The organism is Paenibacillus tyrphae (genome assembly GCF_027925525.1).
Taxonomy (GTDB): Bacteria; Bacillota; Bacilli; order Paenibacillales; family NBRC-103111; genus Paenibacillus_G; species Paenibacillus_G tyrfis_B.
On record NZ_BSDJ01000008.1, the window covers coordinates 186,759 to 212,643 of the forward strand.

19 protein-coding genes are annotated in these 25,885 nt (G+C 50.2%); 5 read left to right on the plus strand and 14 right to left on the minus strand.

The features are described 5' to 3' along the window. Nucleotides 1-377: 377 nt before the first annotated feature. Nucleotides 378-1,619, minus strand: coding sequence for a DUF1501 domain-containing protein (locus QMG93_RS12115; protein WP_281936709.1), 1,242 nt, complete (start codon nt 1,617-1,619; stop codon nt 378-380). A 13-nt stretch (nt 1,620-1,632) separates the two neighbouring features. Then, nucleotides 1,633-2,949 (minus strand): DUF1800 domain-containing protein, encoded by a 1,317-nt coding sequence (locus tag QMG93_RS12120; protein WP_281936711.1) that lies wholly within the window; start codon nt 2,947-2,949, stop codon nt 1,633-1,635. Nucleotides 2,950-3,168: 219 nt separating this feature from the next. On the opposite strand from QMG93_RS12120, the gene QMG93_RS12125 reads away from it, so the two are divergent. Then, nucleotides 3,169-4,050 carry an AraC family transcriptional regulator gene (locus QMG93_RS12125; protein ID WP_281936712.1) on the plus strand — a complete coding sequence of 294 codons (882 nt, stop codon included), beginning with the start codon at nt 3,169-3,171 and terminating at the stop codon, nt 4,048-4,050. A gap of 15 nt (nt 4,051-4,065) precedes the next feature. On the opposite strand, the gene QMG93_RS12130 is transcribed toward QMG93_RS12125, so the two are convergent. From QMG93_RS12130 to QMG93_RS12185, 12 genes are all read right to left on the minus strand, one after another. Beyond that, nucleotides 4,066-5,139 (minus strand): hypothetical protein, encoded by a 1,074-nt coding sequence (locus QMG93_RS12130; protein ID WP_281936714.1) that lies wholly within the window; start codon nt 5,137-5,139, stop codon nt 4,066-4,068. Between the two features lie 12 nt (nt 5,140-5,151). Beyond that, nucleotides 5,152-6,135, minus strand: a complete 984-nt coding sequence (locus QMG93_RS12135) for a Gfo/Idh/MocA family protein (RefSeq protein WP_281936715.1) — start codon at nt 6,133-6,135, stop codon at nt 5,152-5,154. Nucleotides 6,136-6,159: 24 nt separating this feature from the next. Then, entirely contained in the window at nt 6,160-7,137 is a 978-nt protein-coding gene (locus QMG93_RS12140) for a Gfo/Idh/MocA family protein (protein WP_281936717.1), read from the minus strand. A 147-nt stretch (nt 7,138-7,284) separates the two neighbouring features. Further along, entirely contained in the window at nt 7,285-8,706 is a 1,422-nt protein-coding gene (locus tag QMG93_RS12145) for an erythromycin esterase family protein (RefSeq protein ID WP_281936720.1), read from the minus strand. Nucleotides 8,707-9,159: 453 nt separating this feature from the next. Further along, nucleotides 9,160-10,584, minus strand: coding sequence for a type I glutamate--ammonia ligase (gene glnA, locus QMG93_RS12150; RefSeq protein ID WP_063181275.1), 1,425 nt, complete (start codon nt 10,582-10,584; stop codon nt 9,160-9,162). A gap of 261 nt (nt 10,585-10,845) precedes the next feature. Further along, nucleotides 10,846-11,892, minus strand: a complete 1,047-nt coding sequence (gene aroF / locus QMG93_RS12155; protein ID WP_281936722.1) for a 3-deoxy-7-phosphoheptulonate synthase — start codon at nt 11,890-11,892, stop codon at nt 10,846-10,848. Nucleotides 11,893-12,018: 126 nt separating this feature from the next. Next, entirely contained in the window at nt 12,019-12,552 is a 534-nt protein-coding gene (locus tag QMG93_RS12160) for a DUF2062 domain-containing protein (protein WP_281936724.1), read from the minus strand. A gap of 31 nt (nt 12,553-12,583) precedes the next feature. After that, nucleotides 12,584-13,537, minus strand: coding sequence for a 4-hydroxy-3-methylbut-2-enyl diphosphate reductase (locus tag QMG93_RS12165; RefSeq protein ID WP_281936726.1), 954 nt, complete (start codon nt 13,535-13,537; stop codon nt 12,584-12,586). Nucleotides 13,538-13,574: 37 nt separating this feature from the next. Continuing rightward, nucleotides 13,575-15,089 carry a sensor histidine kinase gene (locus QMG93_RS12170; RefSeq protein ID WP_281936728.1) on the minus strand — a complete coding sequence of 505 codons (1,515 nt, stop codon included), beginning with the start codon at nt 15,087-15,089 and terminating at the stop codon, nt 13,575-13,577. Between the two features lies 1 nt (nt 15,090). After that, complete coding sequence (locus QMG93_RS12175) at nt 15,091-15,783, minus strand: response regulator transcription factor (protein WP_029191570.1); 693 nt, start codon at nt 15,781-15,783, stop codon at nt 15,091-15,093. A gap of 115 nt (nt 15,784-15,898) precedes the next feature. After that, nucleotides 15,899-17,488, minus strand: coding sequence for a S1C family serine protease (locus QMG93_RS12180; RefSeq protein WP_281936733.1), 1,590 nt, complete (start codon nt 17,486-17,488; stop codon nt 15,899-15,901). A gap of 588 nt (nt 17,489-18,076) precedes the next feature. After that, entirely contained in the window at nt 18,077-18,490 is a 414-nt protein-coding gene (locus QMG93_RS12185) for a YugN family protein (protein ID WP_281936735.1), read from the minus strand. A gap of 244 nt (nt 18,491-18,734) precedes the next feature. Between QMG93_RS12185 and QMG93_RS12190 the strand changes: the two genes are divergently transcribed. The 4 genes from QMG93_RS12190 (at nt 18,735) to QMG93_RS12205 (ending at nt 25,838) form a co-directional block, all read left to right on the plus strand. Continuing rightward, on the plus strand, nt 18,735-20,033 hold the full coding sequence (locus QMG93_RS12190) for an ammonium transporter (RefSeq protein WP_281936736.1): 1,299 nt from the start codon (nt 18,735-18,737) through the stop codon (nt 20,031-20,033). An 889-nt stretch (nt 20,034-20,922) separates the two neighbouring features. Then, nucleotides 20,923-22,029: a formylglycine-generating enzyme family protein gene (locus tag QMG93_RS12195; RefSeq protein WP_281936737.1), complete on the plus strand. Its 1,107-nt coding sequence runs from the start codon at nt 20,923-20,925 to the stop codon at nt 22,027-22,029. Continuing rightward, nucleotides 21,956-23,773, plus strand: a complete 1,818-nt coding sequence (locus QMG93_RS12200; protein ID WP_281936739.1) for a WD40 repeat domain-containing protein — start codon at nt 21,956-21,958, stop codon at nt 23,771-23,773. Before QMG93_RS12195 ends, QMG93_RS12200 begins: the two co-directional genes overlap by 74 nt. Nucleotides 23,774-23,999: 226 nt before the next feature. Next, nucleotides 24,000-25,838: a hypothetical protein gene (locus tag QMG93_RS12205; RefSeq protein ID WP_281936741.1), complete on the plus strand. Its 1,839-nt coding sequence runs from the start codon at nt 24,000-24,002 to the stop codon at nt 25,836-25,838. The last annotated feature ends 47 nt before the right edge of the window (nt 25,839-25,885 follow it).

Consider the following 25,885-nt stretch of genomic DNA (forward strand, 5'->3'; position numbering starts at 1 on the left):
ATTACCGCTCCTTTGAATAGGGTTTCAATGGGAGGTCGTCCGAAATTTTAGGTGATTTTCAGGCAAAACGATGCTGTTTGTCCCATTATAATAGTTATCGACAAGATTTTCCAAACTCATAAGTCCCATTTTGTATCGTTGTCAAAAATGAGCATTAAGTATGGAAAATTTGAAGATTTCGTTGATTTCACGCCAAAAAAACGCCTGTTGTCTGCTGTCGAACCGGGAAAAGGCAGGACTTTGAATGCGCTTTAGCAGACATATTCATAGGAAAAATCGGCCGGGCAAAAAGTCCGTTTCGTTACGTATCGTAGCTAACGAAAAAGGACCAGCTACGTTCGTAGCGGTCCCTTGTTCCTATCCTATGTCGAACCAGCTTATACAAACCCGAGCCGTTCGTACGTTTTTCCGAGCACGCCCGCCGCGTCGCCTTTGAGCCATTGATCGATGACGGTGTAGTACACGGAGCGGAAATCGACCTGGTATTTCAGATCGCCGTTATCGAGATTCGTCAAGCTCGGCATCACGCCGTACAGTCCTCCCTTGATTTTGCCGCCGAGGACGAAGACGGGAGCCGCGGTTCCGTGGTCCGTGCCGCCGTTGCCGTTTTCTTTCACCCGCCGTCCGAACTCCGAAAAAGCCATCGTCGCGACGCGATTCTCAAGACCTTGCGCTTCCAGATCCTCGTAGAAGGCGCCGAGCGCTTCGTCAAGCTGCTTCAGCAGCCGCGCATGCAGCTCTTTCTCCTGGACGTGATCGTCGAAGCCGCCGAGCTGCAAATAAAAGACGCGCGTGCCGGACTTGCCCGCGAGCATTTTGACGACAAGCTGAAGGTCTCTGGCTATGGCCGTCTTCGGATATTCCACCTTCGCCTGATATCCGCCCCCGAGCTGATGCACCGCTTCGACGCTGTCATAAGCGTCCCGGCCGCGCTCGCAGGTTACGCGGATGACGGTGCCTTGCCGCTTCGGGTCGTACATATCGAGGAACGCCTTGGCGAGCCGATTTTGCTCGGTTTTCGGCATTTTCGGGTCCAGGAAGGAGTACGTCTCCAGCGACTGGATGACCGGCACATTGACCGTTTCCGCTTGAAATGCCAGCCCGCCGGCGGCACTGCCGATCTGCAGCGCCTTCAGCGGATTGCCGTTCCGGCTTAGCGACGCTGCCGCATACCGGCCGAGCCAGCCGGTGCGTCCCATCTTCTCCGGCTCCGCCGTCTGCCATATTTCCATGGAGCGAAAATGGGAACGGTCCGGCTTCGGATAGCCGACGCCCTGGACGATCGCCAGCTTGCCTCTTTGATACAAGGCGTGCAGCCGGGTTAGACTCGGATGCAGCCCGACCTGGTTGTCGATGGCCAGCACTTCGCTCTGCGTCAATCTCAGCGTCGGCCGCGCGTCGAAATAGCCGCCTATCCCATAGGGGATAAGCGTATTGAGCCCGTCGTTGCCGCCCGACAGCTGAATGACGACGAGCGCGGACGAATCGGAGCCGCCGTTATCCGCCTCTTGCGACCGGAGCGGCGAGCCGTTCTCGGCGAAGATCATCGGTCCCCCGAGTCCGAGCGTCGCCAGCAGGGCCGTGCCCTTGATTAGAAAGTCTCTTCTCGTCAGCTTCATCGGCGTTGCCCTCCTATTTCATCTGCGCTTCCGGACTGATCAGCACAAGCTGGAGCAGGCCGCGCATCCCGTTCGTTTTCTGGGCGGCATGGATGAACGTTTCATCCGCATAATTCGCCAGCACCGCAGACGTCTGCTCTCCCAGCTCCCGGACCCCGACGTTCAGTCCGAACTGCTTCACCCACTGCTGCGGAGACGCAGAAGCCTCCTGCATGTAGTCCTTCGCGCTAAAGTGGCTTTGGTTCAACCGCTTGACGGCCGATTCCGCAAACTGGCAGCGCGCCAGCAGGTTGGCGGTTGTCAGCCAGGCCATCCCGCCGCGCCAGCCGGCGACATTGGGCGGAAGGTACAGCTCCTGCCCCATCTTGCGCAGCGCCTGCGCGTAGCCTCTGGCGACCGGCAGCTCCAGCGCTTTGGCGATGCCGGCAACGTATTCCGCCGGCGACTTGACCAGACTCCCCCGCAGCTCCGGCGCGTAGAAGGCATCGGAGAGAAATAGCGACCGGAGCGTGTCGCCGATGTGGAAGCTTTTCGCGAATACCGCCGCCAGCTCGTTCACCCACTCGTCCGACGGCTCGGCCGCCGCGAACCAAGTGAGCAGCTTTCGCGTCACCCAACGCGGGAGCGCCTCCTGCTGGAACAGCACCTCAACGAAGCCATCCGCATCGAGCGGGCCGGTATGTCCGAGCACCGTCTTGCTACCGCCGTCATGCTGCTTAGCGTTGAAGTTGACTTGGTCCGTCTTTTTGTCGTAGCCCCATCCGGTCAGCGCCCGCGCTGCTTCCTTGACGTCCTCTTCCGTATAGTTTCCGATCCCGAGTGTGAACAGCTCCATCGCCTCTCGGGCGTAGTTTTCGTTCGGCTTGCCCTTGCGGCTGTAATTCGTATCCAAATACACCATCATCGCCGGATCTTTGCCGATCTCCCGCACCAGATCACGAAAGCTACCAAGCGCGTGACTGCGCAGCAGCTCGTTCTGCCGCACAATTAACGGCATCTCTCTGACCTTCTGGTATGAGGTGGTAAAATGGCCGTGCCAGAACAGCGTCGTTTTTTCGATTAGAGGAGCCTGCGTATTGATCATCCGGTACAGCCAATAGGTCTGCTGATCGACGATCTGCTCTTTGTCCAGCGCTTTGCCGTCGGCGGCGATCCGCTCGATCGGCTCCGGCGAAAACGTCCGGCCTGTCAACGATTCTCCGGCGACGAGCCGCCGCACGGTCTCATCCTTCCCGAGTTGGAGCGCCGCATTCACTTCCGCCCTCCCGGGAAAAAACGTCGCCCGGCTGAGCAAATGCGCCGCTTCCTTCTCCGTCCATTCTGCACTCATCTGCAGCACCGCCCTGCATGTCTTTATTCCTAATATATTGTTATTATATAGTACAAATGTTACAAAAGTATTTGCCTGATCATTCCAAATAAGAAAAAGCGCAAACAAAAAAAACGCTTCAAATCGAAGCGTCCGTTCGATACAATATAATGAAGTTTCGAATCCGCTTCGATTGCAAAGCGACTCGTCGGATTCGGTTGCAGCCAAGAGGTGATTCGCATGCGCTCTGATCTGATCATACGGGAACTGCCGATCGTCAAGCAAGTGTTCCCGTATAAAGTACTGCCGCAAAAAAGTCCTTCCCAGTTTTATTCTCATTATCACGATGACGTGTTCGAAATTCTTCTGGTCCAGCAGGGGAGCGCCGAATTCCGTATTGGCGGGCAGCGGCTGACAGCCGTGCCCGGCGATATTTTCCTGATCAACGAAGGAGAAATTCACGAAGGCGGCACGCTGGACGACGAGGCGGAATACTGCGCGTTTCTGTTCGACCGGACCCGGATCGTTCATTCGCACGTCGCCCATTCGGATTACGCCGCCTCCTTAACCGAGCCGTTGTCCGTACCGGTGCATCTGAGCCCTGCTGACGAGCATTACGAATCCGTCGCGCCCCTGCTTCGCCGCATTGCGGACGAGTACGACCGCAAGGAGACTGGCTTCGAAGTCGTCATCCAATCGTACATCACCGTGCTGATTACCGTGCTGACCCGTCTCTACGCAAGCCCCGGCCGCAGCGGTCAAGGAGAGGCCGCAAGCAAACGCAAGCTGGAGAAGCTGAAGGAAGTGCTCACCTTCGTCGAAACGCATTACCGGGAAAAATTAACGATCGAACGCGCCGCGCAGGTGGCCAACATGAGCAGCCATCACTTCTGCCGCGTATTCCGTGCAGCCGTCGGGAGAACGTTCATGGAATATGTCCACCTGCTGCGCATCAACAAAGCGGAAGAGCTCATTCGCGATACGGACTGGTCCATGACGACGATCGCCGAGGAAGTCGGCATTTGCGATGTGAATTATTTCGGGCGGCTGTTTCGCAAATATAAGCGGTGCAGTCCGGCCCAGCTTCGCAAAAACCGTTACGCCGGTCATCCGCCGGGTTAACCGGACGGAGCATTCTCACAATAAACGAAACTGCTCCAAGCCTGCGATATAGGCGGGAATTCGCTCCTCCACCGCAGCTTTATCGCCATAGCGCAGCACCGCTTCCTCCGTCATATCGCGCTCCAGCAGCCCGATATGATCGCAGGTCAGATCCAGCAGCATCAGAAATTGTTCCACGCGCAGCGCATAGGCCATCTCAGGATCGCCTTGCACATACCCTTCGAGAAACCCGTCGGCGAACGCCCGGAGCAAGGGCCGGTACCGGTCGAATCGGTGACGCTCGTACCGCGGAGAGCGGTGAAACGACGGAAACAACGTGTTGAAATTGTTCAACACGTTGCCGGCAAACGCGAGACCGTCATAGATGATCGGCACCGGATCGATCAAGCGGACCCCCACTTCGCAAATAATGAGATTTTCCGGCGATACGTCCCGGTTCGTCAGGCTCAATCCAGGCGAACGCCTCAAGCGGAACGGGACGATTTCGTCCACAATTCGCTTCACGCCCGCAGCTTCACTGCCATATCCCGCACGCTCCAGCCGTTCCCACGAGTTCAGGTAGCCCTCCGTATCCTCTACCCAATACGCGCGAAAACCCTGCTGATGATCGCCGGTAAGTTTTCCGTCGTTCCAGTCCAGAAACCCGAACCCTTCCAGCTCGACACCCGCCCGGTCCATTTGCCGGAAAAATCGTCCGCACTGCGCTCCCCACCGGGCCGCTTCGGCTTCGTCCGCTGCCGCGAGCGACATGACGGGCCCGCTGTAGGTTTCGATCGTAAAGCTAAGCTCCGGACTAACGTAATATGTATAATACGAAGGGCAAATGCCTTCGCTCACCCCGTTCGCCAGCCGGTAATACAATCCTCGGCCACCATATTCGGCTCTCAGCTCCCGTTCGTTATACCTAAACGGCTTCCCGTAGGAAAAAGGCTTAGGAAACCGCACCACCAATGGCCCGGTTTCCGTCGTAGAGATCAGGTAAGCTTCATGCCACGCGCCTTCCGCCAAATATGAGACCTGCAGCCCGTTTTTTCCGAGCCCGGCCACCTCAAGCGCAGCTTCGATTCTTGCCTTGATTCCCACCTTCACTACAGTTCCTCCTTACAGCCGGACCGGCTGCCCTTGCGCTGCGGATTCATAGGCGGCAAGAGCAACGGCCGCAGCTTTCATCCCGTCTTCGCCGGTAATCGGAACCGGCGTTCCGTGGAGCAGCGCCTCGACGAACGATCGAACCAAATATTCGTCCATATTGTCTCCCCAATAGCTCCACTCCCCTTTGCCCGTCTGAACGCTGTACACATCGTTCTTCTGGGCAAACGCATCGACGGAGAGCACTCCGCGCGTGCCGACGATTTCCATCGTCACATCCCCCCAGGTCGGGAAGCTCCGGTTGCGCGACCAGCTCGGGTCCAGAACGGCGAAAACGCCGTTATCGAACTTGACGTGCACCATACCGGCATCGTCGATATCCTGCTCTTGAAACACCGTCGTCGCATAGGCGTATACTTCCTGCACTTCCGCGCCAAGAAACCAATGCATCAAGTCCATGACATGGACCGTATGGTCCAGCACCGCGCCCCCGCCGGACAGCGCCTTATCGGCGAACCATCCGCCCGGAAAGCTACCGCGGTTCGTGCCTTTGATCGCCACGATCTCGCCGATCTCGCCGCGCTCGACCGCTTGCTTCGCTTGCACGACCGCAGGCAGATAGCGGCACGGAAAGGCGGTCATCAGCTGTACGCCGTTTTCTTTGCAGGCCGCGATCATCGCTTCCATCTCCCGCTTAGAGATGCCAAGCGGCTTCTCGCACAGGACGTGCTTCCCGGCTTGCGCCGCCGCGATGGTCAGCTCGGCATGCCGGACATTCTCCGAGCAGATGACGACGGCATCGAGATCCTTCGAAAGCAGCTCCCGGTAATCTTCAAAATAAGGGATACCGTGCTTCTCCGCCACAGCCTCCACGCGGGATTTCACTTCGTCTGCGATTCCTGCCACTTCGACCCTGGGCATGGAAACGAGCGAGTTCAAGTAGCTGAACGCATGACCGTGCGCGAAGCTGATCATTCCTATTTTTATTTTGTTCATCTTAGCGTTCCTCCTCACGTGGAATTAGAGATGCACGGCAGTGCCTGTTTTGGCTGATTCGATGGCGGCAAGCGCAATTTCAACCGCTTTGTACGCATCGTTCGGTGTCACGATCGACTCGCGGTTTTCGCGGATGCACCGGACAAAATGGCGCAGCTCGTAATAATACGGATCGTGATAGCCCGGGCTGCCCGGCACTTCGACAGCGGCAGGGCCGTCTTGACCTTCGGATACCCGGACCATTTGCAGCGACTGCGCCTCCAAGCTGCTGTTGCGCACGATGCCATCCGCCCCGGCGATTTCCGCCTTCGTATGGAACGGTCCGGGATACCCCCAGAACGCTTCCAGATTGGCGACGGCCCCCTGTTCGAACACGAGCGTCGCCAACGCATAATCCATCTCTTGATCGCGCCGGTTAAGCGCATACACCGATTTCACTTCGCCGAGCGCCCAGCGCATAAAGTCGATATCGTGAACCATCAGGTCGAGGATCACGCCGCCGCTTTGCTCGAAATTGCCGAACCATTCTTTTACTTTCGCCGGATGGCTGCCGGATCGTTTCGCATGCGCTACTCCGAGCTTGCCCAATTCTCCGGCCTGAACCTTTCGTTTGATATCGGCATACTCCGGGAAGAAGCGGACGACATGGCCGACGAACAAACGGACGCCTGCCTGCTCGCAGGAGCGGATCATCTCCGCCGCATCCTCCAGTGTCAGAGCCATCGGCTTCTCGCACACGACATGCGCGCCAAGCGCCGCCGTCTTCACCGTATATTCTTTATGTAAATAAGTAGGCAGCGCAATGCTGACCAGATCGGGCTTAACGGCGGACATCATTTCTTCATAAGAAGCAAAAGCGCGGCAATTCGTTTCATCCGCCAGCCGCTCGGCAAGATGAACCACGATATCGCATACTCCGACCAGCTCAACTTCAGGCATGGACGCATAATGAATAGCGTGAATCCGCCCCATTCCCCCGCAACCAACTACGACGACTTTCATGAGTAACCCTCCTTGACGGTATTCCGAAGCTGCTCGGATGCTTCCGATTATAACCTACGGGAAGCGTGCCGTCTCGGCATGGAATTGCTCATTTTTAGCACGATATTGATCGTTTCTCTCAAAACAGCGAAGGAACGGGTCAAATACTTACGACTTCGTTCTTATATAAGTCGGCGGGTGAACCTTGTCGATCATCAGCAGTCCGTCGAATTGTTCCCGCGGAATCATACTTTCCGGCAACATCCCCCAATCGAGCGAGATGCGGGGCTGGAACATCCACGAGGTGCCCTTCTTGTTCTTCCAATATTTCAAATCAACATACGTATACGGATGTCCGGCTTGCTTCAAAATGTGCTCCATACTGCCGGGCTCGTGCGTACCGATCTTGTACGTTTGTGCCATATTGTTGCCTGCCTCGCCTTCATACATGTACAGACCGATCGCATAGCTTTGCTTCTTCAGCCTGTCAGGCATGAGCTCGCCCATCAGCTTCACTCCGGAGTACGGAGAGTTCATGACCTGCGAATTGTTTTTGCGGATATGGTCGTTATGGCCCCAGACGATGATTTTCTTGTTCGGATATATATGATCTGCGAGCCAAGTCAAGTTGTCTGCCATCATTTCGTCGCGAATGCGCATCGTTTGCAGAAAAGGCTCGTAATCCCCTTGCTCCGTAGCGGTGTTGCTGCGAATGACGACCTCCGTGTACTCCTTCACGACACGAATCCGGTCGTCCATGACCCGCTGCGTCATTTCGAGCAAATGATTGTTTTTCGGATACTGCGCTTGCAGTTCGGTCGCATGCTTCCCCAGAAAAGCTTTCATGTCTTCGTAGGTTTTGAGCAGTTGAGGCTTCGCCTGGGCGTAAGCGGCGGCATCCTTACTCTCGCTCCAGTCGGCAAGCTCTTCCTCGGCCTTGACAAACGCATCGGCCAACGCGGCATCCTTTGTTCCGATCCATTCCTTCATAAACGAAGCGTAAGGGAATTGAATCTGCATATCAAAGCCGCTGACCGCAAGCGGACGCTCCGTCCCCGCGCTTTGCTTAATATAGTCGAATAAAGGCAGCGTCTCCTTGCTCCACCATACCCCAAAGATCGCATCCTTCATCAGCTCTTCCGGAGAGCGGGACTCGACTCGGGCATAGGCGCCTGCCGCATTCCCCATCCCCGATTCAAAAGCAATCACATCAAAGCCGAGCTCCTCGTGCAAATATTGAATCAGCCGGGTTTTCACCTGATTGTACTCTGCGACGCCGTGGGAATTTTCCCCTAAATAGACGATCCGCTTATCCATCAATAGCGGCTTAAGAAAGGATAAATCTTCAAATTGCTCTTTCTTAATCGAACCGTTCGTTACCGTTTCCGGCTCAATCGATTCGAGCGTATACGCATGGGATTTCACCCAGTTCCCCCACGCGAGATTATAGTCTTCTACCGAGCCTCTAAGCGGAGCTTTCGCTTCCGTCGCTTCCTTGACTTCGGCATATGCTGCCTGAGGAATCAAGCAGGTCGCTGCCACCGCAGCAATAACGGCTTGCTTCATTGTCCATTTCAGCTTGTGCATCATTCGTTCTCCTTTTGTCCGGTACGTTGGTGTAGAAACCGCCATTCGCCCTATGCGGTCACTCGGCTTCCATCCTATCAACCACAGGTTAAATTCGGAGAACGATTTTGTTTAAATTTTATTTAAAAAACCTACGCATCCTAGCAAAAAAGAAGCTCCTGCCTGGGGCAAAAAGCTTCTTCAGAGTATTGATAAAGCGGGGGTTTCAAAAATAGAGATGCAAGCGGAGGTGGGGTATCTACTGGAGGAGCGACAGCGTTCGCCTTTGTCTGCGGGAAATACCCGCTGTTAAGCGACTTCAATCAAAATTTCCCGCTGACAACAGCGACCGGAAGTAGATACCTCACCTACTCGTAACAACCTCTATTACTTCAATCCCCCCCTTCTCAACGCACAGAAGCTCCCTGCTTAGAGCAAGGAGCTTCTTCGTTCGAATTTATGCAATAAGGACGAGGCTTACAGATCGAAGTACAAGGAGTACTCGTGCGGATGAATGCGGATCGATACCGCTTTGGCTTCATCGCGCTTCAGCGCAACATAGTTGTCGATGAAGTCTTTGGAGAACACGCCGCCTTCGGTCAGGAACTCGCAGTCCGCTTCCAGAGCGTCGAGCGCTTCGTCCAGCGTACCCGGTACGCTGCGGATTTCTTTCTTCTCTTCTTCCGGCAGCTCGTAGATGTTCTTGTCGAGCGGGCCGTAGCCGAGTGCGCTCGGGTCGATTTTTTTCTTAATGCCGTCCAGACCGGCAAGCAGCATCGCTGCGAAGGACAGATACGGGTTAGCCGTGGAGTCCGGCGTACGGAACTCGATGCGGCAGCCTTTCGGCGTTACGGCAGCGACCGGGATACGAACGGCTGCGGAACGGTTGCCCTTGGAGAACACGAGGTTAACCGGCGCTTCGTAGCCAGGAACCAGACGTTTGAACGAGTTCGTGCTCGGGTTGGTCAAAGCGATCAGCGCCGGAGCATGGTACAGAATACCCCCGATGTAGTGCAGCGCCATTTCGCTCAGGTTGGCATAGCCGCCTTTTTCATAGAACAGCGGAGTGTCGCCGTTGAAGATCGATTGGTGAACGTGCATCCCGCTACCGTTGTCACCGAACAGCGGCTTCGGCATGAAGGTCGCCACTTTGCCGTATTGGCGGGCGGTGTTTTGCACGATGTATTTATATTTCATCAAGTTATCGGCTGTTTTGGTCAGCGTATCGAAGCGGAAGTTGATCTCGCCTTGGCCTGCGGTAGCCACCTCATGGTGATGGCGCTCGATGCGAAGGCCGGATTCGATCAACAGTCGGCACATTTCGCTGCGGATATCTTGCTGCGTATCCGTCGGACCAACCGGCACATAGCCGCCTTTGTGGCCGACTTTGAAGCCCAGGTTGCCGCCTTCTTCCTTGCGGTTCGTGTTCCAGTGCGCTTCTTCGGAATCTACGAAGTACGAGGAAGAGTTTTGCTTGCTTTCGAAGCGAACTTCGTCGAAGATGAAAAATTCGGATTCCGGGGCGAAGAATGCCGTTGTACCTACACCGGATTTTTGCAGATATTCTTCAGCCTTCTGGGCGATGCTGCGCGGATCGCGCTCGTAGCGTTCGCCGTCAGGCGTATGGATGTTGCTCATGATAACCAGCGTCGGATGAGCGGTGAACGGATCGATGTAGCTGGTCTCCGGATCCGGCATCATAACCATGTCAGACTCCTCAATGCCTCTGAAACCGGGGATGGAAGAACCGTCGAACGCTACGCCGTTCACGAAAGTTTCTTCTTCTACCTCGGATGCCGGTAAAGAAATGTGATGTGCTCTGCCGTTCAGATCGACAAAACGGAAATCTACCCACTCGATGCCTTTTTCCTTGATGGTGTTTAATACGTTTTGTACTGACATTGACTCGCCAACCTCCTAATTTCCGAACATTTTCATCATTTTGTTCGCTCATTGTTCAAGTTTTCGTTGATCATGGACTTATTATAAATCGACATCGCAAGTATCGTCAATACTTATGTCAGGTATTTTTTACGAGGGTGTAAGGTATGCTTACACAGGGTCGGATTTTGTCACAAATTGGACAAGAAAAAGGCTTGATTTCCTGAAAAACAGGAGAACCAAGCCTCTTTCGATAAAGAACCTACTTTAAAAATACGATCATTACCGCGCCAGAGCCGCTTCTTTCTTCGTATCGAACCGTTTTCCGCAAAGCGGCGCCAATTGTTCCAAATCTAACATGAGTTTGGCGAATTGGTCCGGGAACAACGATTGCACGCCGTCTCCGGTCATCGAGTTGTCCGGGTCCGTATGCATTTCGACGATCAGGCCGTTCGCTCCGGCGGCGATGGAAGCTTTACACATCGGCTCCACCAGTTCGCGGCGCCCTGTGCCGTGGCTCGGGTCCGAAATGACCGGCAAATGGCTGAGCGTCTGCAGCGCCGGAATGGCCGCCAGGTCGAGCGTATTTCTCGTGTAAGGTTCGAATGTTCGGATTCCGCGTTCGCAGAGCATGACGTTCGGATTGCCGCCCGCCAAAATGTATTCCGCCGCATTCAAAAATTCGTCGTACGTCGAACTGAAGCCGCGCTTGAGGAGCACCGGCGTTTGAATCGTGCCGAGCTTGCGGAGCAGATCGAAATTCTGCATGTTCCGGGTGCCGACCTGCAAAATATCGGCGTACTCGGCGCACACGTCGACGTACTCCGGCGTCATCACTTCCGTGATGGTCAGCAGTCCGTGCTTTTTGCCGGCTTCCGCCATCATCACCAATCCCTCGACACCGACGCCCTGGAAGCTGTAAGGGCCGGTTCTCGGCTTGAAGGCACCGCCGCGCAGCACCTGGGCGCCAGAGGCTTTGACCAAGCGTGCGATTTCGTCGATTTGCTCCGGCGACTCGACCGCGCAAGGTCCGCCCATAATGACCAGTTCGTCGCCGCCGATCGATACGTCGCCGATTCGGATCACCGTATTGTCCGGGTGAAAATCCCGGCTTGCCAGTTTATATGATTTGGAGATTTTGACGACCTGCTCTACGCCGGACAACTGGCGAAGCTGCTCGGCCAGTGCCGGGCTCGCTTTGCCGATAATGCCGACGACCGTGCGGTCTACACCTTTGGACACATGGGCCGCTACCTCGTGTTTCTCGATATGATGAACGATTTCGGCAATGCGCTCTTCGGTAATTTTGTTGGATAAAATAACGATCATGACTATCCACGCTCCTCTGGGACATGTTCGTACTTAGACGCTTCGACGCTTATACGCTTTTAAGTGTTAAAGTAACTATACAACGAGGAACCGCTCCCCGTCAAGATCGAAGCAAAGATAATTTCTTCAGCCTTCGGACCCCGAGGAGAGCAGCGTCTCTTCCTTGCGTCTTCTGCGTTTTTCCTTTCGTCTGCCGTCATACCATTCCAGCAGCCATTTAATCGGATAAAAAACGATAAGCGCCAGAACGGCCCCGTCGATGACCCCGCCGACAAACAGCTTCAAGTTGAATTTGATAAACGTATCGAGCCAATCCGGCAGCACGGACAATAAATGCCCCTTGATGCCGCGCGGAAGCACCCAGCCTCCCACTTGCCGGTTCAGGAAGGACATCGGGATGTAGATCACTTTGCCGAACACGAACCCGATCAAAGCCGCGGCCATGCTGGCCCGAAATACGTAGACTAATGGAAAGATAAGAAAAAAAGCAAGCCCCGCCGTAGGCAGGGTAAACATTTCTACAAACAGGCCGACGGAGAAGCCAAGCGCGACGATGGCCGGCCCTCCTTTGGCTCTGGTCAGCTGCAAATACTTGTATTTAAACCAACGACCTACATTGCGAAGTTGAAAAGGTTTTTTGCCTGTTGTCTGTTTGCCCATGACTGTATGTCCCTTTCCTTCCGTGAGCAGCCTACTCCGCGCTTGCTTTTTGCTTGGCGACCGGGATTAAGCGGTCCATATTGACCGTGCGCCGCAGCTCCCAGGTCGCGGGATCGGCAGCATCGTATTGTTCCAGATACGCAATGACTTCCTTGGTAATCGGCGTAGGCGTCGAGGCCCCGGAGGTGACGCCTACACGGCGCACCGGCTTCAGCCACTCGGGGTTCAGCTCGGAAAGATCGGCGATCCGGTACGCCTTGACTCCGGCAATCTCCTCGGACACTTGCGCAAGACGGTTCGAATTGTTGCTTCGCGGGTCGCCGACGACGATGACGAGATCAGCTTCCTTCGCCTGCTCCGCGACCGCTTCCTGCCTTACTTGGGTAGCAAGGCAAATCTCGTTATGAATTTCCGCTTGCGGGAACCGTTCCAGCAGCCGGTTCATAATGTGCTTGATATCCCACTGACTCATCGTCGTCTGGTTCGTAATCAGGATACGCTCCGACGCGACGTCAAGCTTGTCGATTTCTTCCGTATTCTCGATCAGATGTACGCGATCCGGCGCGACGCCCACAGCGCCTTCCGGCTCGGGATGGCCTTTCTTGCCGATATAGATGATCGTATAGCCCTCGGCCGTCTTCTCGCGGATCAAATCATGCGTCTTCGTCACGTCGGGGCATGTCGCGTCCACAACGGTCAAGCCCTTGTCGCGTGCTTTGCGGCGAACTTCAGGAGATACCCCGTGGGCGGTGAAAATAACCGTCCCCTTGTTCACCTGCTCCAAAATTTCCAGACGGTTCGGGCCGTCGAGCGTTATGACGCCTTCTTTTTCAAAATAGTCGGTGACATGCGCATTGTGCACGATCATGCCTAAAATATATATAGGTCTCGGCAGATCCAAATTTTTGGCGGTCTGCATCGCCAGCGCCATCGCGTCGACGACGCCATAGCAATAGCCGCGGGGAGATATTTTGATAACGTCCATGCTGCACCTGCCTGTCGAATTTTCACTTATTCCTTCATTATACCTGATTCCTCGGCCGGAGGGAATTATCCCAGGCTTGCGGCGTCTTGCTGCTCCATTCCGTTGCGATCGGCAGCCAGATGATGAAGGTCGTACCTTCGTCTTTCCGCGTCTTGACTTCAACGGAGCCCTGATGCTCGTCGATGATCCATTTGGCGATGGACAGGCCCAGCCCCGTTCCGGACTTGCAGCCCCGCGACGGGTCCGCGCGGTAGAACCGCTCGAAAATAAGCGGAATCTCGGATTTGTCCATCCCGATGCCCGTATCCTCGATTCGGATGCCGATCTGCCCGCCGTGCCTTAAGGTATCGAGCCGGACGTGGCCCTGCTCCGTATACTTGAACGCATTTTCGAGGAAAATGAACAGCAGCTGTCTTAAATAATCTTCGTTGCCGTAGACGTATATGCCCTCGGCCGCCTTCGTCTGACCGACGATCCATTCGGCCGTTTTCGGCAGCAGCTGCGCTTTCCGCGCGATCTCATCGAGCAGCGGCTGCAGCTCGACTTCACCCTTGGTCATCTGGAACCCGGCGTCGGCGCGGGCCAGCGACAGCAGGTCGTTCACGAGCCGCGACATGCGCTCCGCTTCTCCGGAAATATCGTGCATCGCCTCCAGCGTAAGCTCCATCTTCGCATCGTCCTGCTCTCCGGAGGTGAGCGCCGTTTGTTTCCACATTTTTTCCAGAAGCTCCATGTTACCGCGTATCGTCGTCAGAGGGGTCCGCAGCTCGTGCGACGCATCCGACACGAACCGGCGCTGCGCGCCGTAGGCTTCTTCCAGCTCGGTGTAAGCGTTCTGCAGCCGTCCGAGCATGCCGTTAATCGTCTGCGTCAGCTCGCCGATCTCATCGTTCGGACCGGTGTATTCGATCCGCTTGTCGAGGTCGACCCCTTTTTCGATCCGGTTCGTGGCCGCAATGACCTGCTCGATCGGCCGAAGAGCCTTGCGCGCGAGAAACCAGCCGACCGAAGCGGCGATCAGTACGCTGATCAGCCCGATCACCGTCAAAACCAGTCGCAAAAGCGCCAGCAAGCTCTCGTACTGCTCTATCGAGTAAGCCGCCTGCATGACCCCCAATACGTTGCCGGTATACTGCTGAACGAGCGGCACATAATATACCATGAACGAGTAGCCCTGGATGCTCATTCTTTCGAATTGACACTGGTCTTTCAGTATGCATTGAATCTTATCGTCGGTCACATCGGGAATTTTGATCCCCGTCTGTTCCGCGTCGGGCAACTCGACGACCTGTCTCGTACTCAAACTTGTCACCTGGTAAAAGACATTGTTCGTTTTCGGCAAGTCGCGAATGTTCGGAATCAGAACATATTCCCCGTTTATGATCTGAGGCTTGATGCGGGAGGCTACGCCCCCGGCTTGCTGCTGGATTTCGGACTTTAAGTTATCGTAGTAAAAATAATGCAAAAAGAAGTAAAGTCCCAGCCCCAGCAGCAGCAGGGTTGCGGATAATATCGCCGTATACCAAAGGGTCAGGCGCAAGCGGATCGACATGTCAGCCTTCCCCTCTCAACACATAACCGGCGCCGCGAACGGTCTGAATCATCCGTTTGTGCCCATGCTCCTCCGTTTTTTGCCGTAAGAGAGCGATATAAACCTCCAGCACGTTCGATTCCCCGCTGTAATCGTAGCCCCAAATTTTCTCCATAATAACGTCCCGTGAAAGCACCCTTCTCGGATTCTGCAAAAACAGATGCAGCAGCTCGAATTCCTTAGTCGTGAGCTCGATGAGCTGCCCGCCGCGGTACACTTCGCGCGTATCCAGATCCATAAAAGTGTCCTGGTACTGCAGCTTGTTGGAAGGCTGCTCCGTTTTGTCCGCCGCCTTGCGGCGCAGCAGCACGCGCACCCGGGCAAGCAGCTCCTCCAATGCAAACGGCTTCACAAGATAGTCGTCCGCGCCCAGATCGAGCCCCTTCACCCGGTCGGACACCTCATCCTTGGCCGTTAGCATGAGCACCGGTACGTCCGAGCCCCCTTCGCGGATACGGCGCACGACTTCCCAGCCGTCGAGCTGCGGCATCATCACATCCAGAACGACCGTATCCGGCTCGTTCTCAAGAATTTGCTTTAAGCCGTCCATCCCATGGTTCGCCGTAAATACGGTGTATCCTTCAAATGCCAAGCTTCGGCGCAGCATGGACGTGATTTTTTCATCGTCGTCAATCACTAGTATTTTCTCTCTCATAAAATCATATCCACCCGCCCTTCTTTACTTCTATTGTACCAAAATAATGTGGTTTGCAAAAAAAAGAAGCGGAGCTTTCTCATTCTTCCGCTCTGCTTCTTTTTTCATTATCGCATTATTGCTGCTTCTGTGAGTCGATCGTGTTGCGATCGCCGATGGTTACATCGATGTTGAGCTTTTTGCCGTCACGCATGACGCCAATCGTTGCTTTATCGCCGACTTTTAATTTTTTGATGCCCATGCTGACGTCGCTAGTGCTTTTAACCTTAGCTCCGTTGACCTCGGTGATCACGTCGTAAGGACGGATACCTGCTTTGAAAGCCGGGCTTTTGCGGTCGACTTGATCGACCAAGGCCCCGTCGGTATTTTCAAGCTTCAGTTCGGAAACCCATTCCTTGTCAATCGGTTTCATCGCTATGCCGATATATGGAACCGGCTCTTTTGGAATTTTCACGTTGTTTTTCAGGTTATCCAGCACCGCAGATATCGTGCTTGTCGGAATCGCGAAGCCGATGCCCTGTGCTTGCGCACTGACGGCCGTATTGATGCCGATGACCTCGCCATTCAGATTCAGCAGCGGACCGCCGGAGTTCCCCGGGTTGATCGAAGCGTCGGTTTGCAGCAAATGCTTGTATTGGCGCGTACCGTTCTTATCCGGGATATCGATCGGACGCTCTTTGGCGCTCAGCACCCCGACGGTTACCGTATGGTCGAAGCCGTACGGGTTCCCGATAGCCACGACCCAGTCGCCCACGTTCAAGTTGTCTGCGCTACCGATCGGAAGCGTCGGGAATTCTTCGCCTTTTTGCGGCTCGATCTTCAGTGCGGCCAAGTCGAGATCATAGCTGTTGCCAAGCAATTGGGCTTTATATGGCTGATCTTTGCCTTGGAGGTACACGTTGATTTCGTCCGCGCCGTCAATTACGTGTTCGTTGGTCAAGATGTAGCCGGTTTTCTCGAAAATAAAGCCGGTCCCCATCCCGCCGGGCTGCAATTGGCCGTCGTTGCTTTTCGGCTGCTGCTGACTGCCGCCGAAATCGTCGCCGAAAAATTGGCGGAAGAACGGGTCGTCGTACAGCGGATTGCCGGAACGTCCGGTACTTTTCGCCTTGACTTTCGTCTCGATCTTGACGACCGCCGGACTTGCCTGCTGCACGATCCCCGAAATGTTGGTCGGACGGGCCAGATCGAGCGAAGAAGGCTTCACGCTTCCACTATTGTTTGCCGGCGGTGCACCCGCCGAGCTCTGGTTGCTGTTTCCGGTCATCACGCCTTGAGCGCCGGTAAACAGGTTCATTTTATCCGAGGCGAACATTAGCGTACCGACCACCACCACACCGGCCATAAATGCAGCAAACATGCTGCGGAATCCGCTCGACTTCTTCGGTGCTGCGCCGAGCTGCCAATTCCCCATCGGGCCTTGCTGCTGCTCCCCGGAATTAAAACCGTACGGGCGCAGCGGCTTCGGCGGCGTTACTTCCACCGGAGCGGAGCCTTGACTGTCGCTGACCGTCGTATCCGAGGTGCCGGATTTGTAAGGACCGTAGGAAAAGTAATGAGAGCTTTGCTCACGGCTCGCAGCCGTTTCCTCTCCACCGGCCGTTTGCCGGTTATCCCCGTCAGACTCGCTATGCTTCAACTCGTCGTTCGGGCGACGATAAAGATCGTTTACGTTGTTGTTATTATTGTTATTGTTGTGATCCATCAGAAAAACCTCCATTTCGTATAAGGCTTCAGGATGATTGCTTTCTAGCCTTGCTGTTCTTGTCTTTATATTGCACTCGCAACCTTAAAGAAACCTTAAAGAAAAATAAAATGGAGGTAAAATAAACAACCCCCTAAATCCCCCTTAGTAAGGGGGACCCCAGGTGCTGCGCCCCTGGACCCGCAAGGTTGTCTTAAGAGTGAGTACGCCGCATTTTTGTTACTATAGATGAAGGAACGCGTTTATCCGGCTCGCCGGATACGCTTACATTTTGGCGCGGCAAAGTCCCGCGCAGCTGTGCGCTGACTGGAAGCGAAGACGTGACTCGACCGCCGTTAGGCTGGTCGGTAGCGGACAATCGCGGTCCTTGCTCGACGTATCGCTAATGCTGGTGCGCCGCATGGAAGCGAGGACGCCACTCGACCGCCGTCAGGCTGGTCGGTCGCGGACAGTCGCGATCCTTGCACCAGCGATCCGATTATAGCGACGCTCCCCTCCCCTGGCAACCTTTCGTCGTCCAGGGGGCGAAACCCCTGGGGTCCCCCTTACAAAGGGGGATTTAGGGGGTTGATCGCCTTTAGGGGGTTGTTACCTCGGATACCCTCTCTCAATCTCCCGCAGCAGCGAAGCCGCCCGGTCCACCCACTTGTCCTCCACGGCGCCGTCTTTATCGAGCGGCTCCTGAAACTGATCCATTAACGCTCCATAGGTCCGAGCATGGGCCTCTTGATCCAACCCCTCGTTATAGACATGCTTGAGCACGAACGGGGTACCGATTCGGACGATGGCGTCAGTCGATTCCGTATCTCCGTCCAGTACGCCGCGCGTAACCTCAAACGGAATGCGCAGCCATACTTTATGGCCTTCATCCAAATAGCGGTCGAAGGAACCGTGTTCATAATCCCAGTTGCCGCCCAAAGCGAATTCATGCTCATGCAAATAGCTTCGCACTTGCTCGAAAGGCTCTTCCCGTCCTTGCAAAGTCGAATCTAAAGGAATCATCGACATCTCCTCCAAAATAATGATCGGATCAACAAAATCACGCTTAGCATGCGCCGGCGCAAGTAAAATTATGCCCATCAAGGAGAATACAAGAAATTCTTACGTTAAATACACGAATATTAATCATATTATGTAAGAATATCTTACGTAGTTCGTTGACATAATTTCCACACGAATCGTATAATGATAAGCAAAATAATCACTTTATACGTTATTAAGCGCTTTCTGAAAGGAGATAGCCTCGATGAATTTGAATACGCTCGCGAGCGGATTAGATACAATTTGGGTTGTTCTTAGCGCTGCGATGATCCTGCTGATGGAAGGCGGCTTTGCCTTGCTGGAGGCAGGATTCGTACGGCAAAAGAATGCCGTCAGCATCATCATGAAAGTCTTTGTCGACATTACGTTTGGGGCCTTAATCTTTTTCTTCTTTGGCTTTGCGCTGATGTACGGAAAAGATGCCGGTGGGCTCATCGGAACGACTGGCTTTATGATGGGAGGAGACTTGACACACATTAACCTCACCATCACGCATGATACGTATTGGCTGTTTCAATGTGCGTTCGTCATCGCCGTCATTTCGATCGTTTCCGGTGCGGTAGCCGAACGAATCAATTTCCATGCCTATATTTTGTTCACCATTGCCATGACTGGCTTAATTTATCCGGTTGCCGGACATTGGATTTGGGCAGTAGGCGGTTGGCTTGGCAGTCTCGGGATGATCGACTTTGCGGGCTCGGCGGTCATCCACGCCCTCGGAGGCTTTGCCGCTCTGGCGGCCGCCATCGTCATCGGACCGCGAATCGGCAAATTTGCGGAAAACGGCACAGCTAACATTGTCCCTCCTTCCAATCTTCCCCTTGCATCGGTCGGAGCCTTCATCCTTTGGTTCGGATGGTTCGGCTTCAACTCGGGCAGCACGCTCAGCGCGACCAACGGGTCCATCGGACATATCGCGGTAACGACAATGCTTGCGGCTGCCTCGGGTGGAGCGACTTGCATCTTGTTTACGATGCTGCGTTATCGCAAATCGGACCCGCCGATGGTCATCAACGGCTCGCTGGCCGGACTGGTCGGCATCACCGCTGGCTGCGCCTTCGTCAGTGACGAGGCGGCGATTCTGATCGGCGCCGTTTGCGGCATCGCGATGGTGTTCGCAACGGAATTTCTAGAATCCAAACGAATCGACGATCCCGTCGGAGCGTTTGCCGTCCACGGCGTCAGCGGAAGTCTCGGAACGCTGGCCGTCGGCTTGTTCGCGCAACCGGAGCTGGCCGGGAAGGTAGGGCAAGGCTACAGCGGCTTGTTTTACGGAGGAGGGTTTTCGCTGCTTGGCGTTCAAGCCCTTGGACTAGTGACCGTCATGATTTGGGGGTTCGCGACAACTTGGATCGCTTTCAAGCTGATTAACCGATTCGTTCCTATCCGCGTCAGCCGGGATGAAGAGCTTGTCGGTCTGGATGTCGGAATCCACGGCGTACCGGCCTACAGCCAAGAGCATGATTTTATTGAATTGACTCAGTTGACGCAAGACAAAAGATAGTATTCAAGAGAAGAAGCTGCTCCTCCAATTTCCGGAACGGCTTCTTTTTTTTACGTTTTTTTGTTTGGAACCAAAGGCACTGCCCTATCCATCGCCGATGAAGTTAAGCTTCGGTTTTAATATGAAACTGATCGTGAATCGGTACTTAAATGCTCGGAAAGGGTTGGATGATCCGTGTGAGAAAGCGACTTAAATAATCAGCTAAATAATAGTCATCATCATTTTAACAATACAAAACGCTATTTTTTAGAATATGCAATAATTTAATATTGAATTTTATTCCATTAATGTTTATAATAACAATAAACTTACAAAAAAACGAATATTTACTGAATCTTATTTTAGTGATAGTAATTAATGATTGCATTGTTTTAACACATTATTACATACAAGAAAGCTACCTTTCTGTAGTATAAATACTACAACAATATGTAGCATCTGTACTACAATCCTTCCCTTGTTTTATGTAGTCAACAACGATAATTTTCACAGTCGCCTTGTTGATCTTTTCAAGTATTTTTAACGAAAATAAACAATAATATGTTCAACCAATCCTCAACCATAACTTTCACAAACAACTCCAAGTGATATAATCCTGATTTCTAAGCAAGCTCCTACTTCTCACAAAATGCCAAGAATCACAAAATAACTTACTGGTTTGCATTTATTTTCCTAATAATTGGATATTCTTTATTTTCTTATTTTTCAGGAAAGAATTTTTTCGCAGACTCATTTATATCGTCGAGATCCAGATATTTTTTTCTTTAAGTAAAATCAGTTAAACCCGAGATATTTTTTCTCACTATGTAGTAAATAGTAAATAATGAACTCGATTTCCCTTGAAATATTTTTAAACTGGGCAACACTAACTTTGGCGAGGTGTGAAATCTTGATAGCCAATTTATTAAAAAGAATGAAGTTTATAAAAATCGAAGAAGGTAAATTTAACTTCGGCTTTAATTACACCCCCGAAGAAGTACTTCATCTATCTAATAAGTACAATATTTATTTTGACTGGTTATTAAAAGAGATTGGACAAGAAAACGTGTACTTACCAGAATTCTACATATCGGAAAATCCGGTAACAATAGGAGCAATAAAATCATTTTTGGAAACAACAAATCTACATTCTAAATTTAATTCGGATCTACTTGCAAATATCAATAAATTTGATCATAATACCCCCGCATTTCCAATAAATTTATCGGAAGCGAAGCTGTTTTGTAACATTTTGACTGAGAATTCAGAATACATACTAGATTTGCCTTATGAATTTGAATGGGAAAAAGCAGCTAAAGGTTACGATGATAGAATTTTCCCTTGGGGGAATGATCCAAATACTAATATATCTAACACATCCGAAAGCGGGTACAACTATCCCTTACCTATAAATGATAATACTATAAATAGTTCTTACTTCTCGGTAAAAGCAATGGGAGGAGGTGTTGAAGAATTAACCAAAAGTCTTCATTACCCGTATAAAAGCAATCCCATTAAAACTGCTCTTTCTGTTAGATACCCTATTTTAAGGGGAGGGACTTGCGAACATCAAATGGATTTAGCTATGTGTACCAGGAGACATGGTAACCTTCCTAGCTTTTTTAGAGGATTTAGAATTGTAATTAGAAAAGGTTGTTTCGAGGTAAATGAATTATCACGATCTCTTTACAACATTGATTCATATTTTAACCCCAACGATTATGTATTTGTTAAATTACTTTCAGCGGATAACGAGTTCTATTATGTCGACTTAGGCCTTCCTAAAAATGGAAGGATCAATCGTAAATCAACCCCAGATTTATCAAGAGGCATTTGTTTCAACTCGGAAATAATTGTAAAAATAAATTCTATTAACTCTAAATATTTCGAATGTTCTAAGATCGATACTGATGATTTATATGAAATTTTAGGGAGGACTCCACGTGAAAAAAGTGTTGACGAAAAATGTAAAGATGCAGCACATATCTCCAATAAGGGGAGTAAGCATTTCCAATAACGGGAAGTATATCGCAACTGCCGGATATGATAACACCATAAAAATCTGGTTGACGGAATCTTTTGAATTGCTATTTTCTTTCGAAAAACATACAGACCTTGTTGAAAAAGTATCTTGGTCGGAGAACGATAATTGGATAGCTTCTGCTAGTGCAGATGCTTCAGCAATTATATGGAATCCACAAAATGGAGAAATTCTGAATGTATTAAAAGAACACACAGATGATCTCTTAAGTATAAGAATATCCGAAATACACCACCTCGCTTCTACAACTTCATTCGATAAAACCTGTATTATATGGGATTTAAATAAAGGAATACCTATCTATACTTTCAAAGATCATTCTCATTATGTCAATGATAGTATATTAACTAAGGATGGAAAGTATGTATTCACAGTAAGTAATGATGGACGGGTGATTAAGTACAATCTGGACCAAGGAAACAAAGAATGGGAAGTTCAGACGGAGAAAGATTTAAACAGCATTGCTTTAATAAATGATGAAAAGAATCTCATCGTTGCCGGAGATGATTGTAGACTGATTTTCTTAGATATTCTTAGTGGAGAGATAGTAAACAGCAAAATAATTCATGATGCTCCCATTAAGACAGTATACGTATCCCATGATGAAACATTAATTGCAACCGGAGGTTATGACAGGAAGATAAAAGTATTCAAATATCCAAGTCTAGATCTCATTCATGATATTGGTGCAAGCAACAAGTGGGAGAATTCCATAGCCATCTCTCCTGACAATCGATTACTTATTTCCGGCTCATTTCGTTCAACCTTTTTTGCTTTTGACTTGAAAGAAGCTACTGAAATCGCAACAGGCGCAGTAGATACTAAAGGAATTAACTCAATAGATTCTTTTGAACAATTCCTTGCATATGGTGGAGACGATAGCATTTTGAAAGTATTAGATCTAAAAAGCAATAAGTGGTTGTTCCATGAAAAAGTTCATGACAGCATCATTCAAGGAATTAAATTTTCGCCAAATGGAAAATATATTGCAACTACTTCTTACGATGAAACTGTGGCAGTAACAAATTTTGAAACACTTGAATTAGAAAAAGTATTCGTTGGACACCGCGGAGTAGTTAATACTGTAGCTTGGAATAAAACGAGTAATATCATTATAACCGGTGGGTATGATGGCATTGCTCGGGTCTGGGATCTCAATACAGGAAATATTTTAAAAGAAATAATTTCAGATGGCAGTGTAATTAAAAGTATTAGTTGGAACCATTATCACAACCTTATCGCGATCGCACATAATAGCAGAGTTGTTTACTTATACGATGGAATAGAATTTTGCTTAAAAGGAGTTTTTAAAGGACATCAGGCCTTAATAAACCAATTAGCCTGGTCTTCTGATGGTTCCCGATTAGTAACCGTCTCAAGAGATAAAACAATTATGATTCACCATATTGATAGAATGCGTAGCGAAGTATTCGTAGATCATGCGCATAGAAAATCGATTAAATCAGTCAGTTGGTCCCGAAGTGATAAGTACATCATAACCGGTTCTTACGATACTAATGTTAAGATTTGGGATTCTCAAAGTGGAAATCTAGTAAAAACAATTGATACCCACACCTTGGGCGTAGCTGCATTGGTTACCACCGTAGATGATCAGCTTGTTACAGGAGGTTGGGATAATCGGTTGACTATCACTGATATAACCGAGGATTCGTCTTTAATAGGAAATTTAAAAACTAACACTATGACTACCCTGGATTAATTAGCAACTCTGTATTCATTCCTTAGATAGTCGAGGCTTATGCCTTGTCTATACATAATTTATTTGCGAGGAGGTGAAATACATGAAGCGTTCTACATTAACTAAACCTGTACGTGGAAGTGTTCCGGAAGAAAAGTAGTTATCAGTAAATGATTAAAGAGGGGGCTAGGAATGTTCTCCCTTGCTCCCTCTTTAATACTATTTTATAATGTGGAGGTTTTTATAAATGATAGACAGATTCTCAAAAATTGAATATAACACATATATCGATGCAATTATTGCCTCTGATATTGCTGGAAGAGTGCATATACTAGATAAAAATTTAAACCTCGTCAAATCTTCTAAAACGTCTACTTATCGAAAAAAAATAACTGGATTTACATTTGATGAAAACTACATATTTACACGGAACAGTTTAGGAGCCATCGGAAAATGGGATATTAAAACATTGCTTCCACTAGATTACCATGATGATTATACTTTGAAAAGAAATGAATGGGTCCAAGAAGACGAAGAGGCTTCACTAAGCAACGCTAGAGGAATCGGATTATATAACGGGAAAGTCTATGCAACGAATGGGTATGGCCATTTTATTAAGATTGATGCGACTACTTTCGATTGCGAAGAAATACATCCCGCGTTTTCTCCAAATTCATTTGTAGACTGTATCAATGTCGAAAATCCTGAATTGCACGTTATTTCAGAAACTTGTGGAATGCTACACCTAGGGAATTTGGAAACTAATGCTTTCCCTATTACAGTTCAAGTTGATAATGGAAGCGTGCACATTGTTAGGTATGATAAAAAAAATAATCGGTTTATCGCTACTCAAGATTATGGGATGCATGATGGAGCAAAAAAACGTAGTGCATGCGGACTTGTTACAATAAATACTAAAGGAGAGGTACAGGCAACTAATCATTTTACAACAGATGACGTTGAATTCATACAGTTTACTTCTGATTATCAATATGTTTACGCAGGTGGCTTTGACGGACATATTTATGTTTTTGAAAACAATGTGGCACTGAAACTAGTAAAGGTTATCGGGCCTTTTAATGATCAAATAACCTATATGACAATTCTAGACAATGATGATTTAATTGTCCTTCTACAATCTGGTGAATTACTTAAAGTGGATAAACACGGAAATACTGTTGTTGAATATAATTTCCCATATAGTTGTGTATGGGCATTTGAACCTGTACCCGGGAAGAAAAACAATGATTTATTTATTCCAACGGGAACGGGAATAAAAGTTGTTAAGGTAATAGATCAAGCATTTAATAGTGTAGGATTAGATGTTATTCAAGACTATAGGTACAATTTTGGAATGATTTTCAAGGTAAAGCCGCTCTCTGATTACTCCTTTGTTGCCTTAACAAGACAAAAAACTTTATTCAAAGTAGATCATACAGGCGAGATATTATGGACGAAATATTTGTCAGCTCTGCCAAAAAACCTTGCTGTCAATGAAAAAAGTGGGAAATCCTTGGTTGGGTTGGACAACGGAGTAATCCTAGAAGTTTCGCTTGAGGATGGTACATTTATTCGAGAAAGGTGCTATGAATCGCCTGTATACGCTGTCGCTTACCATAAAAATAACATCTTGGCGGCTAATAAAAATGGGCACTTAAATGTTTTAGACGAGAATACATTTGAAGAAAAACATATCATTGATTTAGGAAGCTACCCAAAAAACATAAAAATAACGAATAGTGGAATATTTGTTTCCGGCGGAAGCTTTGGATTTGTTGAATTAGATCCTGAAAGTTATGCTATAAAGAAACAATTCGTTGGCCTAGTCAATACAAAAGAAGATGGAATAAAGATTGGTAATAATGTTTATGTAGGTAGTTTCGGGAGGCAACTAGGCTGCTATAAGTATGATAATACAGATATGATAGGGGTCGATGAAGCATTTATAGATTTTCCATTAGCAATCCACGCAATCGAAGTAACGGACGGGTATGATATTCTATTGGCTGGAGGTAACGGGGGATTTATTTATATGTATCGGCTTGTTGACGGAACCCCGGTTAAAGTACGAGAAAAGTATATTTAGCTTGTCCAATCATTTTTTAATATTTGTTCCTTAGAAATGATCGAAAG

What these genes read in the sequence shown, in the direction of transcription:
- QMG93_RS12205 (WP_281936741.1), top strand. Translation starts at nt 24,000, where the DNA reads ATGATAGACAGATTCTCAAAAATTGAATATAACACATATATCGATGCA.
- QMG93_RS12170 (WP_281936728.1), bottom strand. Translation starts at nt 15,089, where the DNA reads ATGTCGATCCGCTTGCGCCTGACCCTTTGGTATACGGCGATATTATCC.
- QMG93_RS12165 (WP_281936726.1), bottom strand. Translation starts at nt 13,537, where the DNA reads ATGGACGTTATCAAAATATCTCCCCGCGGCTATTGCTATGGCGTCGTC.
- QMG93_RS12145 (WP_281936720.1), bottom strand. Translation starts at nt 8,706, where the DNA reads ATGATGCACAAGCTGAAATGGACAATGAAGCAAGCCGTTATTGCTGCG.
- QMG93_RS12190 (WP_281936736.1), top strand. Translation starts at nt 18,735, where the DNA reads ATGAATTTGAATACGCTCGCGAGCGGATTAGATACAATTTGGGTTGTT.
- aroF (WP_281936722.1), bottom strand. Translation starts at nt 11,892, where the DNA reads ATGATCGTTATTTTATCCAACAAAATTACCGAAGAGCGCATTGCCGAA.
- QMG93_RS12160 (WP_281936724.1), bottom strand. Translation starts at nt 12,552, where the DNA reads ATGGGCAAACAGACAACAGGCAAAAAACCTTTTCAACTTCGCAATGTA.
- QMG93_RS12175 (WP_029191570.1), bottom strand. Translation starts at nt 15,783, where the DNA reads ATGAGAGAGAAAATACTAGTGATTGACGACGATGAAAAAATCACGTCC.
- QMG93_RS12140 (WP_281936717.1), bottom strand. Translation starts at nt 7,137, where the DNA reads ATGAAAGTCGTCGTAGTTGGTTGCGGGGGAATGGGGCGGATTCACGCT.
- QMG93_RS12180 (WP_281936733.1), bottom strand. Translation starts at nt 17,488, where the DNA reads ATGGATCACAACAATAACAATAATAACAACAACGTAAACGATCTTTAT.
- QMG93_RS12135 (WP_281936715.1), bottom strand. Translation starts at nt 6,135, where the DNA reads ATGAACAAAATAAAAATAGGAATGATCAGCTTCGCGCACGGTCATGCG.
- QMG93_RS12120 (WP_281936711.1), bottom strand. Translation starts at nt 2,949, where the DNA reads ATGAGTGCAGAATGGACGGAGAAGGAAGCGGCGCATTTGCTCAGCCGG.
- QMG93_RS12115 (WP_281936709.1), bottom strand. Translation starts at nt 1,619, where the DNA reads ATGAAGCTGACGAGAAGAGACTTTCTAATCAAGGGCACGGCCCTGCTG.
- QMG93_RS12185 (WP_281936735.1), bottom strand. Translation starts at nt 18,490, where the DNA reads ATGATTCCTTTAGATTCGACTTTGCAAGGACGGGAAGAGCCTTTCGAG.
- glnA (WP_063181275.1), bottom strand. Translation starts at nt 10,584, where the DNA reads ATGTCAGTACAAAACGTATTAAACACCATCAAGGAAAAAGGCATCGAG.
- QMG93_RS12125 (WP_281936712.1), top strand. Translation starts at nt 3,169, where the DNA reads ATGCGCTCTGATCTGATCATACGGGAACTGCCGATCGTCAAGCAAGTG.